The organism is Jeotgalibacillus haloalkalitolerans, from assembly GCF_034427455.1.
Classification (GTDB): domain Bacteria; phylum Bacillota; class Bacilli; order Bacillales; family Jeotgalibacillaceae; genus Jeotgalibacillus; species Jeotgalibacillus haloalkalitolerans.
Map to the genome: position 1 here is coordinate 954,726 of NZ_JAXQNN010000001.1, position 19,401 is coordinate 974,126.

Genomic DNA, 19,401 nt, shown 5'->3' on the forward strand with positions numbered 1-19,401 from the left:
CGAACCGAAATTGACACTGTCTCGATATATAAAAACCGCCTGAGGATCATCTCCCAGGCGGTTTTTCACATCTTACTTTTTATAATGAAACACAATCGACTCATAAGGACGAAGCGTGTAGTGATCCGCATCACCATTTACATCATCATAATTCTGGATCAGCACCTCAGGACGTGTGAAGCCAGCCAGCTTTTCAGAGAGTGTTCCAGGCATTTCAAACACAGTTTCTTCTGCATAGTAGTTATTTAGTACAAGCAGCGTTTCGTTTTCAGTATTCCGCGTGTAAGCAAAAATGGATGGGTGATCTGCAAGCAGCAGCTCATAGTTTCCATCTGTCAGGATATCAAAATCCTTACGCAGCTGGATCAGTTTCTGGTAGTGATAGAAGACTGAATCACGATCCTCCAGTGCTTTTTTAGCATTGTGCTCCTGATAGTTTTTCGCTACAGGAATCCACGGTGTGCCGCTTGTGAATCCTGCGTTTTCGCTGTCGTCCCACTGGACAGGTGTACGGGAGTTATCGCGTGATTTTTGACGAAGGATTTTAAGGATTTCTTCCTCGCTCCTGCCTTCTTCTAACAGGATATTATAAATGTTCAGCGACTCAACATCACGGTATTCATCAATCGAAGTAAACTTCGGATTGGTCATGCCGAACTCTTCACCCTGATAAATGTAAGGGGTACCCTGCATCATATGAACAGATGTCGCAAGCATTTTCGCAGATTCATTGTGATACTCACTGTCATTTCCATAACGCGAAACCACACGTGGCTGATCATGGTTGCACCAGAATAGCGCGTTCCATCCGCCGCCTTCATTCATGCCGACCTGCCATGTAGAAAGAATCTCTTTCAGTTGAAGGAAGTCAAAGTCAGCAGCTGTCCACTTTTCGCCGTTTGGATAATCCACTTTTAGATGATGGAAATTGAACGTCATGCTGAGTTCTTCCCGCTCAGGGTTTGAATATTGAATGCAGTGATCAATCGTTGTTGAAGACATTTCACCGACTGTCAGCAGATCATGCTTTGAAAAGACCTCCTGATTCATCTCATGCATATACTCATGTACGCGCGGGCCGTCTGTGTAAAAACGGCGTCCGTCACCGTCACCAGTTTCATCAGGGAAATCCTGATTTTTTGACACGAGGTTGATTACGTCAAGGCGGAAACCATCCACCCCTTTTTCAGCCCAGAAATTCATCATGTCATAAATCTCACGGCGTACTTTTTCGTTTTCCCAGTTCAGATCTGCCTGTGTCACATCAAACAGGTGAAGGTAGTACTGACCGGTTGCTTCATCAAACTGCCACGCATTGCCGCCAAATTTTGATGCCCAGTTCGTCGGTTCAGAACCATCTTCTTTACCGTCTTTCCAGATGTAAAAGTCACGGTACTCACTATCTTTTGACTTGCGTGATTCAATAAACCATTCATGCTCGGTTGACGTATGATTCACTACAATGTCCATGATGATACGGATATCGCGCTTATGGGCTTCCTCGAGCATGCGGTCAAAGTCTTCCATTGAACCGTATTCTTCGTGAATGGAGAAATAATCACTGATGTCGTAGCCGTTGTCACGCTGAGGTGATTTGTAAGGCGGTGTGAGCCAGAGGACATCGACACCCAGTTCATTTAAATAATCAAGTTTTTCAGTAATGCCGTTCAGATCACCGACACCATTTCCAGTCGTATCATTAAAGCTCTTCGGATAAATCTGATACACAACTGCTTTCTTCCACCATGGCTGTGCCATTGAAATTCCTCCTTCAGATTTTATTTATTAAGTAGGGCTGATGATTTCCGTTTCAGGGGGACGCTTTCCGGACGGTTGTTGCTGAGCCTCCTCGGCTATGCCTGCGGGGTCTCAGCTTCCAACTAATCGTCCCGGAGTCGCCCCCTTCCACTCCAATCATCAGCTGTGCAATAAGATTGATGATCCTTAATAACCTCTAAATTGTATACAGTTAAGTCATTCATAGCGTTTTTTCAAATTAGATTCGAATAGTAAGTAGTAACTCAGCGCAGCGGAACGATTATTAAGTTCCGTCTGATACGCTACAAATGAAAAACAGAGCTGTGAAAATTTCTTCTCACAGCTCCATATCAAGTTTTATTCTTCTTCAAGCTTACCTTTTTTAATAATCAGTGCGTAGGCAAGTGTAAGAGCGAATGGGACAACGATCACGATGCCCATGCCAAGTGCGAATAGTCCCCAGAACTGACTCTGGATTGAGATGATTCCCGGTACACCGCCGACGCCGATTGAGTTGGCGAGGACGAAGTTGGCACCAAGGATAAGTCCTGCAATTCCTGAACCGATCAATGCGCAGATGAATGGGAACTTGTAGCGCAGGTTAACCCCGAACAGTGCAGGCTCTGTTACGCCAAGCCATGCAGAGATCCCTGAGGAACTTGCAAGACCTTTTAATTTTTCATCTTTATTTTTCATAAAGAATGTCGCGGCAAAGATCGCAAATGCTGCAGAACCCTGTGCAATGTTAGACAATGCAAGGATTGGCCACAGGAATGTACCGCCCTGGTCTGAGATCAGCTGTAAGTCTACCGGCAGGAATGTGTGGTGCATACCTGTGATAACAAGTACTGCATAGAATCCGCCGTAGATCAGTCCGCCTAACCAGCCGAAGTTTTCAAACATCCAGACAACTGCATCAGTTACTGCTGTACCTGCTGCAAATGTCAGTGGTCCAATCACGATAAATGCTGCAAATCCTGTGATTAAAATTGAAACCGGTGCGACAACCAGCAGTTTGATTGAATCATGTACGCGTCTGTTTAAGAACTTTTCAATCACAGCATATAAATAAGCTGCCACTAATACCGGAAGTACCTGTCCCTGATAACCGATTGATTCAACAGTTAAGCCGAATAAATTCCACGTTGGTACAGTTCCCTCCTGAAGCGCATCCGGGTAAGCGTAAGCACTTAACAGGTTAGGGTGTACCAGTACTAAACCAAGTACGATACCCATTAAAGGGTTGGCCCCGAACCTTTTTACCGCTGACCAGCCGATCAGTGCGGGTAAAAAGGTGAAGGCGGCGCTGGCTATAATGTTAATGACTTCTGCAATATCAGCCCACTGAGGATAAGTGACGATCAGTGGATCTGCACCAAACAGGTCCGGTGCTGTTAACACATTGTTCAAACCAAGCAGTAAACCTGCTGTTACGATTGCCGGAAGGATAGGAATAAAGATATCAGCTAACAATTTAATTGCGCGCTGCAGCGGATTCATCTTTTTCGTCGCTGCATTTTTTACATCATCCTTTGATACTTCCTGGATACCGGTTTCCTCTGCAAGCACCTTGTAAACCTTGTCTACAAGACCCTGTCCGATTACAACCTGATACTGTCCGCTGTTAGCAAAAGATCCTTTTACAAGATCAATTGATTCAAGCTTCTTTTTGTCTACCTTACTGTCGTCGTGCAGGACGAAGCGGAGACGTGTGACACAGTGAGTAGCCGTGTCGATGTTTTCCTGTCCGCCGATTGCCTCAACAATCTGGCGCACCTGTTCACGATTCACATCGCTCATCTATGAAACCTCCCTTTCGAAACCGTTTTCATTTTTATGACGCTATACATCTATTCCCTTTATTCAGGAAAAAACACTGGTAATGAGAGGGTTTTGTGAAGGCTGGGGTCTGTCCCGGGTCTTTCCCTGTCTGCGGTAGACCCGGGACAGTCCCGCCTCTACATTTTTCTCAATAAACAGCGCTTTCATTTAGCAACCCCTATCCTATAACGTGTATATACAAGTTGTCAATCAGGAAGTTTTATTGTAGGAGGGAGAGGTATTTCGGATAACGAAATAGATGGATATTTTTTCAAATTATCTGTCAAATTCTATTGTGCTATTCGACAAAAAAGGGTAAAATATACTAAAATAAATAGAACTTTAGTCTTATTGATTATGATTTGTTTTGGATAATATCTCATATGTTTCTTTTATTTGTTTTCGGAATTTCGACACATACCAGGAGGGATTGTGGTGAGATGGCTATTATCTTTACTGACTCATAAGTTGCGTTCCAGCCGTTCAAAAGTACTGCCATCGGATCAGCCGCTTTCTACTTTACTTCACCTGGTGAAAGTGGGCTATTTAGCAATGGAGATTGCTGATAAGCTTTCGTATAAAAATAAAGACATTAATAAATTGTTCTTTGAGATCATAATTTCAAAGCCGGAAACACTTATTTTACACAGGAAATCCGTTATTTCTGCAGCATCACATATGCTGGAGTGGTGTGAAAAGGGTAGTGATCTCCCGGAGAAAATCAGTCTGTATCAGGCAGAAAACAACGTGATACGTGCAATGTATGATGTGCATTTTGATCACAAAAATGATCTTCTTCCTGAAAGGGTGAACAACAGAGTCTCATTAAAACATAAATATCAGGACATCTGGTTGGTTTACCGTGACGTGCTTGCGGCGGCTACCGGCAATAAGCTGATGTTAATTGAGGCGCATGAGGTAGAGCGTTTTAAGAATGGCGTTGTGCTGAGTGAAGGCAGGATCGAGGAAAGGTCTGATGTTTCGGTTGTAAGAAATGAAGCAAGAAAGTGTTTTGAAGCACGGCATTTTTCCAAAACAGTAGTGATGAGCTTTCTGCTGGTGCTGTCAGAAGCGATGACCAATGTGTATAAGCATGCAGGACACGGAAAAGTGATGATTGTCGAACAGGATGAGGCAATTCATTTTATAGTAGAAGATTCCGGGAAAGGCATTCCGCTTGAGCAATTGCCAAAAGCTGCATTACTTTCTGGTTACTCCACGCAGAATTCAATGGGCCAGGGGTTTACATTGATGTTGAAAATCGCAAGCTGTGTCTATCTTCATACATCAGAGAAAGGTTCAATATTTGTGCTAACGTTTGCCCTGTCAGATAGGACGAAGGGTGATCACGAAATTACAGACATTTCTTTAAATGAAGAGCTCGAAAAGCAACTGGATGAAATTATTTAGATTGTACTTCTGGTGCTCTAAAGGTCTGCTGCTTTAATCCATCAGTTAGTGAATCTCTATTTTTTGGACAGTGTAATGCCGAACTTGAAAAGGGCAGGTGAATAAGATGCAGAGTATCGTGTCGAGGGGGAAATCGATTAAGGAAGCGGTTCAGACTGGGGTGGAACTGCTCGAGGTATCTAAACGTGATGTACATATCGAGGTACTTCAAAATCCGGCCAAAGGGTTTTTAAAAATGGGTTCAAAGCAGGCCGTTGTCAGGCTGACCCTGCTTAATGAAAATAGAGAGACGTCAGTTAAAACAGATGTCTCTCCATCACCTGGTTTAAGTGAAGAACAGGCAGAGGTAAACGACTGGTTTGCTCAGGCAGAATATTTCTTTGATAAAGTGGAAGTCGACCGGATAGAGCCTGAAATCAATCAGCCTCCAAAAAAGAGCTTTCAGCCAACAGAAGGTGAGATGCTGGAGCGAAATGGTGCAGTCTGGGTGGAGGACGGCAGGCTGATGGTGGAACCGGGTACGCATAAGCTGCCTATCATTACGATTCCTAAAGAAATTACGCTTTACCGGAATCAACATCCGGTTGATGAAAAAACATTTATTCTTTCTGCAAATGATTCATACAGATTGGTCATTGAAGATCAGATAAAAGAGACGGAATGGTCGATCACGATTGATCATAATAAGTTAAAGGCTTATCTGGAAGTGAATCCGGGCTATAAAATCACCCGCACGATCCAGGATGCGGAGCCGTCCTCACATCTAACCCTTGCATTTAAAGAGGAAAAGCAAACCTATCTGACACTAACTGAACGGGACATAAAAGAGGACATGCAGGAGAAATCAATTCTTCAGAATATTGATCAGATTGAACTGATGAGAGCCGTCCGGAATACAGAACCCGAAACATACACGATTGCACGCGGCGTCGCACCGGCTGATGGAAAAGATGGCTGGCTTGAACTGATGGTAGACACGCATATCAAGGAAGGGATGCATGAGGATGATCAGGGAAAAGTCGACTTCCGTGAAACGAAAGTATTTCCAAATATTGAAACCGGGGATATTATCGGCATTGTTCATCCATCTGTAGAAGGCAGCTCAGGGTACTCCGTTTTTAGTGAAACCATTCCGCCAAAGCCTGTCTATCCAGTGATACTCAGGCTGGGGAAGGGTGTAAAACTGATCGGAGACCAGGTAGTTGCGAAAGAGTTCGGCCGTCCTCATATTGAAGAGCGCGGACAGCTTGTAAAGATCATGATTATGCCGAAGCTTCTTCACAGTGGTGATGTCAACCTGGAGTCAGGTAATATCTCCTTTTTCGGAGATGTCGAGATCACAGGTGAAGTGCATAACGGTATGAAGATTGAAGCCCAGGGCAATGTCATCATTGCTAAAAACATCAGTGGATCTGTATGTAATGCCACGGGGGCGATCAGTGTTAAAGGAAATGTGATTTCCTCAGACCTGTCTGCGGGTCAGAGCAATATGGTGACCTCAAAGCTGTCCATGCTGGTCGGCATACTTAAGCAGGATATTGACCGGATTATTGCCGTGATCACACAGCTGGTTAATTCACCCGGCTTTAAGTCAACTGACTTTGCTAAAGGCGGTCTTCAGCCACTCGTCCGCATTTTAATGGAAAAGAAATTTCAGGATTTCAGACCGAGAGCGAAAAGGTATGTGCAGCTTGTGAAGGAAGGGCGGGCACAGCTTGATGATGAACGCTGGGAAGAGACAGCTGAACAGATTTCATCCCTGTTTGTAAACCTCTCCGCGAAGCCGATGTCCCTGAATATATTCACACACCTCTCCCAGAAGCTTGCTGCACTTCAGGAAGAAGTTGAGTTGTTTGATGAAACAAAATCAACTGTCAGTGTTCAAAATGTCCTGAACAGCAGAATTCACGCAGGTGGAAATCTGTTTATCAAAGGTCAGAGCTGTGTGAATTCAAGAATCCATGCAGGTGGCTATATGACCATTACAGGTACACTGCGCGGTGGTGAAGCCTACGCTGAAAAAGGCATGTATATCGGTGGGACAGGTGCGGAAAGTGGTACACCAACCAATCTTTCTGTCCCATCAAATGCCACGATTAAAATCGGTACAGCGCTTGAAGGGACGGTTCTGAAAATCGGTAACCGTAAAATCGTACTGACAGAAGATCACTATGCTGTAACAGCATCCATTAACGCGAAGGGACAGATCATTTTACGCTGATCGATGCTGAGAGGAGAGGGTGAATAGCATGTTTTTATATGAAATAAAGCAGGAGGGCAGCCATGTCCTCGTGATATTTGAAGGGGACCTGGATATTGATTGCACAGAAACAGTCGAAGACGAGCTGATTCCTGCATTAACAAACTATAAAAGTGTCACAATCGAATTCGAAAAAGTGGAATTCGTCGACTCATCAGGAATGGGTCTGTTGCTAAATCTGGTTCAGTCGCTGAAAGATGAGGGCATCACCGTCCGCATCAGACAGGTTCGAGAAGAAGTCATGGAGGTATTTGATCTCCTGCAAATCCCTGAAATTCTGGGGCGAAAGATATTTGTGAGGTAAAAGCAGTTGAAGTACGGGGCCAGGCCATGTATTTCAGGATAGACTATAGAAAGGGGCGATGTATATGTTAGACCCCAGAAGGACAACAGGAATTACCCGGGATTCGATGACAGAAAACATTATACAATCCATGGCACATCATATTGCGGTCATTGATCAGACCGGCAAAATTCTGATTGTAAATAGTGCCTGGTCTGACTATACAAGGTTCAATGGCGGAGATCCTGATGAAACGGGCGTAGGGAATAATTATTTTGACGTATCTGATAAGGAAACAGTCAGGCAGATTAACATGGTTCTCAATGGAACAGCTGATCGGATAGTGATTGAATATCCATGCCACGCCCCGCGCGAAAAGCGGTGGTTTGCGATGAACGTTACGCCACTTAGAGATGCCGGTCAGAGAAAGATTATCGGTGCAGTCATTACTCATATGGATGTAACGGACCGGAAATTACTTGAGCTTCGCCAGCAAAAGGATCTGGATATGGCCAAATCTATTCAGAAGCGGGTTGTGATCGATCCGGTTGAAGAAGAGCATATTAAAATTAAAGGCTTTTACTTGGCCTCTGATCAGCTGTCAGGAGATTTGTATGCCTGGTATAAGCTGAACGCCCATCAATACGGTGTGATTCTGCTTGATATTATGGGGCACGGTGTAACAGCGGGGATGATGAGTATGGCAATCCGTTCGATTCTAGAGGGCATCATTACGGATGAAATTGAACCGGAAAAAGTATACCGGAAATTAAATGATCAGTTCCATAAGCTGTTCAAATCAGGCAAAGGCTATAAAAACTTTTTCTGTACAGGAATTTATATGCTGCTTGATATCAATGATAGAATTATTTCGTATGTCAATGCCGGTCATCCTGGTGGCGTAGGTGTTTCAGGGAAAGAAAGCTTTATTTTAAAAAGTAATAATCCGCCGATCGGCCTTTCAAAAGAACCGGTCGTTATCTCAAATAAAATCCAGATCAGCGAGCATACAAAAGTGATTTTATACACAGACGGCTTCACTGATTCAATGGGATTAAGAATCACTGAAGGGGAGCAGTTTATTTTGCAGGAAATGAGAAGCAACGACCAGATTCACGATCATTTCGAACAAATTGTTTCAAATCTGGATATAAAGGACGATATAGCAGTTGTAAGTGTCAGTTTTGACTGAATTTTTCGGGGAGGGATGACCATGGATGAACAGCATTTAATTAAACTGCTCCGGCTGCCGGCTGCGATCGTCGATGAAGGGGGCGTAATTCAGTTAGCGAACCCTGCATGGGATCAATTCGGGCCCATGGTCGACCATGCGGGTAAAACGTACAGTGAACTGAATAAATTGATCAGGGCACCACACATTAAGAAGGAATGTCAGAAGATCTGGCGGGGCAAAAATGAGGCATTCGAATATTATTTTCGTACGGTTTCACGCGACCACTGTCAGCTCAGTATCTCTAAATGCAATGAGCACCACATGCTTTTTCAAATCATAGCTGCAGTTGATTCAGGTGTAGTTGCTGAAAATGCAGTGGACGTCCTTGAAAGTATGAATGAAGCCTTTTTCTCACTTGATGAAAAGTGGTGTTTTACATACGTCAATCATATGGCAGAGCGGGTTTTATTCAAAACGAGAGAAGAAATGATCGGAAAAAATATGTGGCGTCTGTTTCCTGAAGCATGGGGCACAAACTTTGAGGAGCATTACTTTAAAACCATGCATGATCAGATTCCGACTCAGTTTGAAGAATACTACCAGCCGAATGAAAGCTGGTTTGACGTTCATGCCTATCCGAACAGGCAGGGAGGGATCTCTGTCTATTTCCGCAATATTAATGAACAGAAAGAACTCGAAAAATCCTTATGGCAGTCAGCAAACTCAGATCATCTAACAGGGCTGCCAAACAGGCGTTATTCCTATGAATTAATGAAGGGATATATAGATAAAGATCAGCCGTTTACCATTTATTTTCTGGATTTAAATCAATTTAAAATTATAAATGATCTGTACGGCCATGATGTAGGTGACAGACTGATTCGTAAAATCGGAATGCGGCTGGAAAAGAATCTCCCGGATGAGCTGACAATCTCAAGGCTCGGCGGGGACGAATATCTTATTTTACTACCGGATGCACCTGATGAAGATGAGGTGATCGGATTCGGAAACCGCATCATTAGTATGTTCAGTAGAGCCTTTGTGCTCCAGGACCGGCCCGAGATTCATATCGAACCGAGTATAGGTGTAAGCCAGTATCCAAAAGACGGCAACCTTGTGGATACGCTGATTGATAAAGCGGATATTGCGATGTATGAAGCGAAAAAAAAGCAGGCTACAAAAGCCATATTATATAACCCGGACATGCATGAAAGTGTCTCCCGTGACCTGATCATTCAGCAGGAGCTTAAAAAAGTGATTGAACGCGGCGAACTGGAATTCGTCTATCAGCCGCAGGTAGATGCCACCAGGACCTGGATTACGGGCGTAGAAGTACTGACACGTTGGTCCCATCCTGTTTTAGGACCAGTATCACCTGCAGAATTTATTCCTATTGCTGAAACATCAGGCATGATGGAAAAGCTGACACGCTATCAGCTTGAATGGTGTCTGAAAAAGTTCTCTGACTGGAGACAGCATTTTGAATTTGATGGAACCATTGCCTTCAATATTTCTTCGAGTCTATTTAGAAACAAAAACTTTATCGCCTTTTTAGAGCAGGTGATTAAAGAGTATGGAATCCCATTTCAGCAGATAGAGCTCGAGATCACTGAAAACATCCAGCTCTTTTCCCATAAAGAAAGCGTCCAGACACTCGAGCGGTTAAGGGAAATGGGTATCCGTGTTGCCATTGACGATTTCGGAACAGGCTACTCAACGCTGTCCTATCTGAATAAGTTTCCGGTTGATAAAATCAAGGTGGATAAGCACTTCACAGACCAGATCATGGTCGATGAAAAAGGTGAAGCCATCCTCGTTTCCATTATCAAGCTGGCCAACAGCCTCGACCTCGACGTTCTGGCAGAAGGCGTAGAAACAGAAGATCAGCGTGACTTCTTACTGATGAATGGCTGTGACGACATGCAGGGATATTACTTTTTTAAGCCATTAACGCTGGATGAGTGCGAGCAGTTTTATTATGAGAAGGTTTTGAAGGATAGAGTGCCTGAGTAGGTGCTCTTTTTGTTTTGGGGTGGTGGATCGGTGCTGGTGAATGCATTATTGTGGCCGGTGAGGTAGGTGGTTGGCACTTTGAGGTAGTGATACACCCGGGTTGGGTGCAGTGTTCGCGGCGTTGAGTGCAGTGCCAGCGCGATTGAGTGCAATCTCCCGGAAAATGAGTGCTGCACAATCCCCACTTGATGCCTTTGAGAAACTAAAAGCCTGTGACTTAAGGGCGTGAAGTATGGGTGTAGCTCGACCGCAGTCACAGTTCAATCGGAGGAGGTGGTAAGCTTATCGGCGTAGCGATACACCCGGGTTGAGTGCAGTGTTAGCGGCGTTGAGTGCAGTGCCAGCGTGATTGAGTGCAATCTCCCGGAAAATGAGTGCTGCACAATCCCCACTTGATGCCTTTGAGAAACTAAAAACCTGTGACCTAAGGGCATGAAGTATGGGTGTAGCTCGACCGCAGTCACAGTTCAATCGGGGTAGATGGTAAGCTCATCGGCGTAGCGATACACCCGGGTTGAGTGCAGTACTATCAGCGTTGACTGCTGTGCAAGCTCATTTGACTACTGTATCCACAAAGCCCGGGTGCAAGTCCGTCACCACTCGCCCAAAAAAGATTCTCAAATAAGATGCACTCTCCCCACGATTAAGCTAAAATAGAACATGACAAGTGTCATATATAAGTATCCATTTTGATGGAAATGCAGGATAGATAGGATGATTCAATGAGAACGGCAGTGGTAACTGATAGTACGGCTTATTTGCCGGTGGAACTGCGTGAGATGTACGATATTCGCATGGTGCCGCTTTGTGTCATCATGAATGGCAAGACATATGAGGAAGAGGTCGATCTCACAACAGATGAATTTTATGACGAGGTCCGTAAAGGCGGTGCGCTGCCGAAAACGTCTCAGCCTGCGGTCGGTACATTCGCTTCTTTGTTTGAAGAGCTGAGTAGGGATTACGATGAAGTGGTCACGATTCATTTATCAAGCGGGATCAGCGGTACATATGCCGGTGCGGTTCAGGCTGGTGAGATGGTTGACGATGTAAAAGTGTATCCTTTTGATTCGGAAATCTCCTGTATGGTACAGGGGATGTTTGTGCTGGAAGCTGCTGTGATGGCAAAGGATGGTGCAGGCGCTGAGGAAATTCTGACCCGTTTAAATGAACTGAAGGAAACGACGCGCGCTTATTTTATGGTTGATAATCTGGGTCATCTTCAGCGTGGCGGACGTCTATCAAATGCGCAGGCGATTATTGGAAGCATGCTTCAGGTAAAGCCTTTATTGCATTTTGTAGATACAAGAATTGAGCCGTTTGAAAAAATCCGGACGCGTAAAAAAGCGATGAAGCGGATTGTTGATTTACTGAAGGATGATGCTGAGAAATATGAGCAGGTGCAGGCTGTGATTATCCATGCGAATCGTGAAGAAGAGGCGATTAAATGGAAAAATGAGATCAGCAGTGAACTGCCGAATGTATCGTTCCGCATCAGTCATTTTGGACCTGTGATTGGCACTCATCTTGGTGAGGGGTCGATGGGTCTTGGCTGGATGAAAAAATAAAAGTGTTCCTTCCTGAAGCGTTTCGCTGCGCTTCGGGCGGACGCTTTCCGCGGCCGGGCGGTGAGCCCCTACGGCTTCACCGTATGGTCTCACCTGTCCCTTTCCGCCGCCCTGCGCTCCGCTGCACTCTAAACTTCACTATCTCCTTAAGCTAACCACTATGAACTATAATTACAACAAAATACCCCAAAAGGAGCCCCCACACATGACTACTCCCCAACAATTCCTCTCCGGAAGACAGTTTCTGCTCTCAGAAGTCATTCAACTATTTCCTTTATCTCAAATTGAAAATCAGGTCGAGTGTATCCCGGCTGTTGAAAAATACGTTTGTAACCGCTGTGGTAATAAAAAGCGGCATTTATTTGCAGCGCATCCGTGCGGGAAGTGCGGGCAGCAGTGCACGTATTGCCGGAATTGCATTCAGATGGGAAAAACGTCTGAGTGTGAGCGGGTTGTGCTTTGGAAGGGTGCGCCTTACAAACCGTCGCCGCCACCTGAGCCGGTTCTGCAATGGGAGGGTGAGCTTTCGCTGCCGCAGCAGAGAGCTTCTGATGCACTGGTTACATCAATTGATACAAAAAAGTCCATTCTCGTCCATGCAGTTTGCGGCGCGGGGAAGACTGAGATTTTATTTCATATGATAGAAACAGCATTGCAAAAAGGACTCCGCATCTGCATTGCGACGCCGAGACGCGACGTTGTACAGGAGCTTGCTCCAAGGCTAAAACGTGCATTTCCAACTGCAGATATTGAGTCTCTTTATGGAGGCAGCGAGGACAGGCTGCCGCATGCACACCTCACCATTGCTACAACACATCAGCTGATCCGATTCAGGGAAGCATTTGATGTGATGGTCATTGATGAAGTGGATGCATTTCCTTTTTCAGCAGATGATGCGCTCCAGAACACCTCACAATTAGCCCGCAAAAAATCCTCTACTTTGATTTACCTCAGCGCAACACCCTCGAGAAAAATCAAAACTGACCAAATTATTAAAATCCCCGCCAGATTTCATGGCTTTCCGCTGCCGGTTCCTGAGACGAAGTGGCTGGGTAACTGGCGTAAAGGATTGCTTAAAAAAAGGGTGGATCCGGCTTTATTAAAATGGTTATCCGTTCACCCGAAAGTACTTGTTTTTATGCCGGATATTGAATCGATGCAGGCATATGCCGGTCTGTTGGATGTGCCGAGCGTTCATTCTGCTGATCCGGATCGCGGTGAAAAAGTGATGGCTTTTAGAGAAGGGAAGTGTGAGTTGCTGCTGACGACCACCATTTTAGAAAGAGGCGTTACTTTTTCAGGGGTGGAGGTGGCTGTAGTGGGTGCAGGCGATCCGGTTTTTACTGAAGCGGCGCTCGTGCAGATTGCGGGAAGAGTCGGACGGGATCCACTGAAGCCAAAAGGAAATGTGACGTTTTTTCATAATGGGCTGACGGATGCCATGGTCAAAGCGCAGCGGCATATCGTCCTGATGAATAAGGAAGCAGCTAAGCTTGGATATGTGAAGGGGTTTCTTGTATGAGGTGCCTTTATTGCAATGGTGTAATGCTTGAAGAGATTGGATGGACTGACCTGTTTTTTAAAAGAGTGGAGGATCCGTTTTGTGATGTGTGCAGGGCGGAACTGATCAGGTTAGAAGGTCCGGGGTGTACGGTTTGTTCAAGAGGAATGGAGACAGAGGGAATTTGCAGCGACTGTAACTCATGGGCAGAAGACCCTGTTTTTCAGGATGCGCTGATTTCTAATCATTCGATTTACGCCTATAATCCTGCGCTGAAAGAGCTGATCAAGCGGCTGAAATATAACGGTGATTATGCGCTCGCGGGATGTTTTCGCAAGGAGTTAACAGATCTGCTTAAGCCTTTTAAGAAAGAAGCAATTTTGACGCCTGTCCCTGTGAGTGCCGATCGTTTAAAAGAGAGAGGGTTTAACCAGACGGAAGCTTTACTGGAGTGCGCCGGAATTAAATATGAGCACTTATTACTTCGGCGAAACGGTGAAGCTGCGCAGGCGAAGAAATTAAAGCGGGACAGGCATCGTGGTGAGAATCCTTTTGCGGCGATCAGGGCACTGGATGGGGAACCGGTTGTGCTGATTGATGATTTATACACAACCGGTACGACAATCAGAAGAGCTGCGCAGGTTTTGAAGGAATCAGGGGCAGGAGAAATCAGATCTATCACGATTGGGAGGTAACCTCTCCTAGTGATAAAGTTGTGAAGGGTAAAGATAAAGACCTATATATTAGCTTCCATTTATTCCTCATTCGTTTTATACTAAAGAAAATGACTTGAGGAGGACTGGCAAATGGCGGAGCTGAAAAATTGTCCGAAATGTAATGCCATCTTTAATTATAATGGTCTTCGTGATGTTTGTCCGAAGTGTCAGAAAGAAGAAGAAGAGCTGTTTGAGCAGGTCTACCGTTTTTTAAGGCAGCGTGAAAACAGAGCGGCTACAATTGAGCGGATTACTGAAGTGACGGGTGCTTCAGCGAGCCTGCTGCACAAATGGGTCCGTAAGCGCAGGCTTCATCCGGCACAGTTCCCGGGGCTCGGTTATCCATGTGATAACTGTGGTACGCTGATTATTCAGGGGAAAATCTGCAGGTCCTGCACTGACAATATTAAAACAGATTTAAAACAGCACGAATCTAATATGGAATTTCGTGAAGCGGTTGCGAATAGCAATAGAAAAACTTATTTATCAAACCGAGACAAATAACATAAAGACGCCTGGGACTTTTATTCTAATTTTCCCCTGCGTCTTTAATTTTTGTTCACCCTGCCGATATAATGGGTAACACAACAATATCGACTATAGAAAGCAGGTGAGAGCTTTGAAAATTAATCCTTTTCATCAGAATCCGGTCAATCCTTATAAACGCCAGGAAGCAAAAGTGGAGCAGGCAGAGCTGCAGAAGCAGAAAAAGGCGGATAAGGTAGAGATTTCAGCAGAGGCAAAGGAAATGCAAAGCTTAAATAAAATACAGGAAGGCCGTCAGGAACGGGTTGATCAGCTGAAGGCAGCGGTAGAGAACGGAACATACAAACCGGACGCTAATAAAACAGCTGAAAACCTTATGAAATTCTATCGTCAGTCCTGATAAAAAATTGCTCATTTGATGGGCAATTTTTTGTGTATAAATGGAGGTGTAAAAAACGTGCAGATTAAAATGGATCCATCAGTCAGCAGTCAGCCTCAGGGCCAGAAAGAAGTTTCATTGAAGCAGGGTGATTTATTTTCAGCAACTGTAAAAAGTAAACATGGCAATGAGACTATACTTCTGGTCAGAGGGCAGGAAGTGAAAGTGAAAACAGATGGCAAACTGCCTGATTCAGGGCGTGTTCAGCTCGAAGTGACCGGTACGAAGGAAGGTCTTCCTATGGTGAGGCAGTCACAGCAGCAAACATCCGCACAGGCGCATGATTTTGTGAAAATGAATGACGGGAAACCGCTGTCACCTGAGTTGAAAAACGCATTACAGCATTTATCAGCAAAAGGCGTAAAAGTGGATCCGGCATTAGTTAAAGAATTAAATCAATTTTTATCTAAAACGGATGCCACACCTCAACAAAAGCTTGAAACCATCCAGGCAGCAGTGTCCAAAAACCTTGATCTGACTGCAAATAAACTGTCAGCGATCCATTCAGCGCTGCACGGACCTCCAATCAGTAAAGCGGTGTCAGAGCTGCTTTCATCTGCAAGAGTGGATGTGTCATCCGGTCAGAGGCACTCTGCAAGCCAGATACAGCAGGCGGCAAGACAGCAGCTGATTCAGGCACTGAACCTGCTTGCTAAAGGTGCTCCGGCTGAAGTAAAAGAAATGATCAGGCAGCTTGAAGCAACAGGTGATGTGAAGGCAATTGCGTCAGAAACGCAAAAAGTTCTCAGCTCTTTGTTAAAAGAAAATCCTGAAGCTGCCAAACTCCTTCAAAATGCGCTGAAGCTGGATTCGCTTATTCAGCCTGTTGTGCAGCCACAGACAATTGATCAATCAAAAGCGCTGCTGGTTCAGGACGCAAAAACCGCCATACAAAAAATGCCGGATATTTCAAAAGTAACAGAGCAATTTAAGGTGTTGGCTAATAACCCTGAGATGAACGGTGATGTCAGACAGGCCCTTCAACAGGCTGCAGCAAAAGCTGAGCAGTTTGTCCAGAATGGTCAGGAACTTCAGGCGAGGCAGGTTATGATGCAGGGAATCGAGCAGGCAGCGGCAGCTTATCCACTGAAAGCGGCATCTGAGCAGTATATGCTGTCAGATGAACTGACCTCTCAGATTCCAATGCATTCAAGGGATGTCATTGTTATGAGAGTCAGCGAAAAAATGTCTCAGGCAGCCATTGACTTTAAAAATATCCAGAAAGATATGACGAGAAACTTAAGTCAAATTGAGTTTGCTGCAAACCGCCAGCAGGCACTTCAGCAGTCCAAGCCATTGTTAGAGGCGACGATCAGAATGCTTGATAAAGCCATTTTAAAAGGCGACTTCATGCTGTATACGAATATGGAGACAGAGAAAGACCTGCTGAAGGCAAGCGGCCAGCTGGCTGAAGCGTCAAAGCTTTTAGCTAAAGGTGAAGTCGCGCAGGCAGCAAGGATTACTTCGGAAGTGAAAGCGATGATGGAAAAGATCGAATTTAAACCGTCGGATGTAAAAGTACAGCACTTCGTTTCGAAGGAAATCATGCAGCTTGAGCAGCCTTCTCTTCAGAAATTAACTGCTCAAAATCTCCAGCAGTCCATGCAGAACCTGAGGAACGAACCATCTGCACGTCATGCATTTGAACATGTGCGGGCAATGGGTATGACGTTTGAAAATGAACAGGCTCATTCATTGTTAAATAAGAGTCAGGATCAGGCTGCGTCACTGAAGGGGATGCTGATGAAAATGGCAGGCGAAGGCAAAGCGGATCAGACACTTACACAACTTACCGGCCAGCAGCTGCTCAGTAAAACAGATGCTTCAGGGCTACAGAGTATGGTGATGACTTTGCCATTTATCCTTCAGGAAAAGGTTGAAAGCTTTAAAGTGTACATGCAATCGAAAAATGGCAGTCAGAAGGTCGACTGGGAAAATTGCAACCTGTATTTTCTCTTTGATACGAAAAAGCTTGGAGAAATTGGTGTATCACTGAATGTTTCTGAGCGGAATCTGTCTATAAAAATGAAGAATGATCAGCCGGATTTTGAAAAGAAAATGGAGCCAATCACAAGTCTCGCAAAAGACCGTCTTGAAAAAATCGGATACAGCGTTCAGCAATTACAGTTCGACAGGCTGACTGCAGAAGAAATTAATGAGGTTTCAGCTGAACCGGCACAAGCCGTTCCTGTGATGACTGAGAAAGGGTATGATTTTTCTATATGAGACCGCATTATTTTAATCCTGGTGCCAAAAGAAAAATGAATGGTCCGACTGCAGCAGTTATCCGGTATGATGAAAGAGATGATTCACCGCATGTCGTTGCGCAGGGAAGCGGCGCGCTCGCTGAGAAAATACTTGAACTTGCAAAGGAACATAATATTCATCTTGAAGAAGACAACAGCCTGCTTGCAGATCTGCTCGATATCGATCTTGGAGAAACCATTCCGCCGCAGCTGTATGCCGTAATTGCGGAGATTTTGCTGCTAATTGAGGAGATGGAGAAGACCTATTAAGGTAGACCGGGGACAGACCCTGGTCTATTTTTTTATATAAATGCAAAATTACCTATTAACCATTCTCCATTCTTCCCGATAAAGAAAGTAGCAGGAGGGGAAGAGATGGACTTTTTATCGAAAGAACTTTTATATCAGAAATCACCTCAGGAGCTGACTTCTCTTTTATATGAAGCAGCGATTACAAAGCTTGAAAAGGCAATTCAGGAGACAAAAGATAAAAATTACATAGAAGCGAATCAGTCATTTCAGCGTGTAAATGATATTTTGCATAGATTGGGTGCCGGCTTGAACTATGAGAGTGGCATTATCGCTGATCAGCTGGATGCAGTGTATAACTTTATGGCTGAAGAGATAGTGATGGCGAATCTGAAAAAGGATGTTGCACGTGCAGAGGAAGTGCTCATTCTTCTGAAAGAAATCACTGACTCCTGGAATCAGGCAACAAAAGCGAGTCCTGGCGCTAAAACACGCCCAACTAAAGCGAACCCATATGAGCAGCATGTCAAGGTAGAAGTACAGGATCAATCATTAAACAAATTGGAAGCGGGGAAATAATCAATGAGAATTAATCATAATATCCAGGCTTTAAATGCATATAGAAACCTTAATCAGACAATGAATGATACGTCAAAGAGTCTTGAGAAGCTGTCTTCAGGTCTTCGTATTAACCGTGCGGCAGATGATGCAGCGGGTCTTGCAATTTCAGAGAAAATGCGTTCGCAGATCCGTGGCCTTGAGATGGCTGAGCGTAATGCGCTGGATGCAATATCACTTGTTCAGACAGCAGAAGGCGCGCTTGCATCAACACATGACATCTTACAGAGAATGCGTGAACTTTCTGTCCAGGCGTCGAATGGGACACTGGAAGATGAAGATAAAGAAGCAGTGCAGGATGAAGTAAATGAGCTGGTTAAAGAAATCAATAGAATTGCAGATAAAACTCAGTTTAATAGTAAAGTCCTTTTAGATGAATCCGAGGCTGACGGTTTTACATTCCAGATCGGTGCAAATGAAGGTGAGCAGGTTGTCCTAAATATCGGAAAAATGGACGCTTCTGAGTTAGGCATTGATGCCCTAGATTTAGTAGAGGAACCCCAGGAAGCAATTACGAGTATTTCTGATGCAATTGCGCTTGTTTCAAAAGAAAGAAGTAACCTTGGAGCCTTCCAAAACCGTCTTGAACATACGGTATCAAACCTCCAGTCTGCTAACGAAAACCTGACTGCAGCAGAATCACGTATCCGTGACCTTGATATGGCAAAGGAAATGTCACAGTTCACAAGAAATAATATTCTTAACCAGGCAGGACAGGCAATGCTTGCACAGGCGAATCAGCTTCCGCAGGGCATTCTGCAGCTGCTTCAATAATGTTACAATCAGTGGAGAAGTAGATTTTTTACTTCTCCATTTTTAAATCTATGAAGGCAGGGGTCAGGCCCCATCCTTCACAACTACC

Annotated in this window: 16 protein-coding genes; 14 read left to right on the forward strand and 2 right to left on the reverse strand. The window is 44.6% G+C overall.

The annotated features are described in order from the left end of the window. Positions 1–72: 72 nt before the first annotated feature. Both treC and treP read right to left on the reverse strand, forming a co-directional pair. The gene (gene treC, locus UFB30_RS04410; protein WP_322420463.1) at positions 73–1,758 is read right to left on the reverse strand and encodes an alpha,alpha-phosphotrehalase; all 1,686 of its coding nucleotides are present in this window, start codon (positions 1,756–1,758) and stop codon (positions 73–75) included. 357 nt (positions 1,759–2,115) lie between these two features. Then, positions 2,116–3,558 (reverse strand): PTS system trehalose-specific EIIBC component, encoded by a 1,443-nt coding sequence (treP, locus tag UFB30_RS04415; RefSeq protein WP_322420464.1) that lies wholly within the window; start codon positions 3,556–3,558, stop codon positions 2,116–2,118. A 456-nt stretch (positions 3,559–4,014) separates the two neighbouring features. Here treP and UFB30_RS04420 point away from each other — a divergent pair, with 456 nt between their 5' ends. From UFB30_RS04420 to UFB30_RS04485, 14 genes are all read left to right on the forward strand, one after another. Next, a complete protein-coding gene (locus tag UFB30_RS04420) occupies positions 4,015–4,989 on the forward strand; it encodes an ATP-binding protein (protein WP_322420465.1) in 975 nt (324 codons plus the stop codon). Between the two features lie 106 nt (positions 4,990–5,095). Next, positions 5,096–7,210, forward strand: coding sequence for a FapA family protein (locus UFB30_RS04425; RefSeq protein ID WP_322420466.1), 2,115 nt, complete (start codon positions 5,096–5,098; stop codon positions 7,208–7,210). Between the two features lie 28 nt (positions 7,211–7,238). Then, positions 7,239–7,553 (forward strand): STAS domain-containing protein, encoded by a 315-nt coding sequence (locus tag UFB30_RS04430; RefSeq protein ID WP_322420467.1) that lies wholly within the window; start codon positions 7,239–7,241, stop codon positions 7,551–7,553. Between the two features lie 64 nt (positions 7,554–7,617). After that, positions 7,618–8,724, forward strand: coding sequence for a SpoIIE family protein phosphatase (locus UFB30_RS04435; RefSeq protein ID WP_322420468.1), 1,107 nt, complete (start codon positions 7,618–7,620; stop codon positions 8,722–8,724). Positions 8,725–8,745: 21 nt separating this feature from the next. Further along, positions 8,746–10,719, forward strand: a complete 1,974-nt coding sequence (locus UFB30_RS04440) for a sensor domain-containing protein (protein ID WP_322420469.1) — start codon at positions 8,746–8,748, stop codon at positions 10,717–10,719. 722 nt (positions 10,720–11,441) lie between these two features. After that, positions 11,442–12,284 carry a DegV family protein gene (locus UFB30_RS04445; protein WP_322420470.1) on the forward strand — a complete coding sequence of 281 codons (843 nt, stop codon included), beginning with the start codon at positions 11,442–11,444 and terminating at the stop codon, positions 12,282–12,284. Between the two features lie 205 nt (positions 12,285–12,489). Next, positions 12,490–13,806 (forward strand): ATP-dependent helicase ComFA, encoded by a 1,317-nt coding sequence (locus UFB30_RS04450; protein WP_322420471.1) that lies wholly within the window; start codon positions 12,490–12,492, stop codon positions 13,804–13,806. Then, entirely contained in the window at positions 13,803–14,480 is a 678-nt protein-coding gene (locus UFB30_RS04455; protein WP_322420472.1) for a ComFC family protein, read from the forward strand. Before UFB30_RS04450 ends, UFB30_RS04455 begins: the two co-directional genes overlap by 4 nt. Before the next feature lie 111 nt (positions 14,481–14,591). Beyond that, complete coding sequence (locus UFB30_RS04460; RefSeq protein ID WP_322420473.1) at positions 14,592–15,005, forward strand: TIGR03826 family flagellar region protein; 414 nt, start codon at positions 14,592–14,594, stop codon at positions 15,003–15,005. A gap of 115 nt (positions 15,006–15,120) precedes the next feature. Beyond that, positions 15,121–15,387 carry a flagellar biosynthesis anti-sigma factor FlgM gene (gene flgM / locus UFB30_RS04465; protein WP_322420474.1) on the forward strand — a complete coding sequence of 89 codons (267 nt, stop codon included), beginning with the start codon at positions 15,121–15,123 and terminating at the stop codon, positions 15,385–15,387. Positions 15,388–15,444: 57 nt separating this feature from the next. Continuing rightward, positions 15,445–17,652 carry a hypothetical protein gene (locus UFB30_RS04470; protein WP_322420475.1) on the forward strand — a complete coding sequence of 736 codons (2,208 nt, stop codon included), beginning with the start codon at positions 15,445–15,447 and terminating at the stop codon, positions 17,650–17,652. Beyond that, on the forward strand, positions 17,649–17,942 hold the full coding sequence (locus UFB30_RS04475) for an EscU/YscU/HrcU family type III secretion system export apparatus switch protein (protein WP_322420476.1): 294 nt from the start codon (positions 17,649–17,651) through the stop codon (positions 17,940–17,942). Before UFB30_RS04470 ends, UFB30_RS04475 begins: the two co-directional genes overlap by 4 nt. Before the next feature lie 105 nt (positions 17,943–18,047). Then, on the forward strand, positions 18,048–18,500 hold the full coding sequence (fliS, locus tag UFB30_RS04480) for a flagellar export chaperone FliS (RefSeq protein WP_322420477.1): 453 nt from the start codon (positions 18,048–18,050) through the stop codon (positions 18,498–18,500). Between the two features lie 3 nt (positions 18,501–18,503). Further along, complete coding sequence (locus tag UFB30_RS04485; RefSeq protein WP_322420478.1) at positions 18,504–19,313, forward strand: flagellin N-terminal helical domain-containing protein; 810 nt, start codon at positions 18,504–18,506, stop codon at positions 19,311–19,313. Positions 19,314–19,401 lie beyond the last annotated feature (88 nt).

Coding starts and splice junctions, on each gene's coding strand:
- treC (WP_322420463.1), bottom strand. CDS start 1,758: ATGGCACAGCCATGGTGGAAGAAAGCAGTTGTGTATCAGATTTATCCG.
- treP (WP_322420464.1), bottom strand. CDS start 3,558: ATGAGCGATGTGAATCGTGAACAGGTGCGCCAGATTGTTGAGGCAATC.
- UFB30_RS04425 (WP_322420466.1), top strand. CDS start 5,096: ATGCAGAGTATCGTGTCGAGGGGGAAATCGATTAAGGAAGCGGTTCAG.
- UFB30_RS04430 (WP_322420467.1), top strand. CDS start 7,239: ATGTTTTTATATGAAATAAAGCAGGAGGGCAGCCATGTCCTCGTGATA.
- UFB30_RS04435 (WP_322420468.1), top strand. CDS start 7,618: ATGTTAGACCCCAGAAGGACAACAGGAATTACCCGGGATTCGATGACA.
- UFB30_RS04440 (WP_322420469.1), top strand. CDS start 8,746: ATGGATGAACAGCATTTAATTAAACTGCTCCGGCTGCCGGCTGCGATC.
- UFB30_RS04445 (WP_322420470.1), top strand. CDS start 11,442: ATGAGAACGGCAGTGGTAACTGATAGTACGGCTTATTTGCCGGTGGAA.
- UFB30_RS04450 (WP_322420471.1), top strand. CDS start 12,490: ATGACTACTCCCCAACAATTCCTCTCCGGAAGACAGTTTCTGCTCTCA.
- UFB30_RS04455 (WP_322420472.1), top strand. CDS start 13,803: ATGAGGTGCCTTTATTGCAATGGTGTAATGCTTGAAGAGATTGGATGG.
- UFB30_RS04460 (WP_322420473.1), top strand. CDS start 14,592: ATGGCGGAGCTGAAAAATTGTCCGAAATGTAATGCCATCTTTAATTAT.
- UFB30_RS04475 (WP_322420476.1), top strand. CDS start 17,649: ATGAGACCGCATTATTTTAATCCTGGTGCCAAAAGAAAAATGAATGGT.
- fliS (WP_322420477.1), top strand. CDS start 18,048: ATGGACTTTTTATCGAAAGAACTTTTATATCAGAAATCACCTCAGGAG.
- UFB30_RS04485 (WP_322420478.1), top strand. CDS start 18,504: ATGAGAATTAATCATAATATCCAGGCTTTAAATGCATATAGAAACCTT.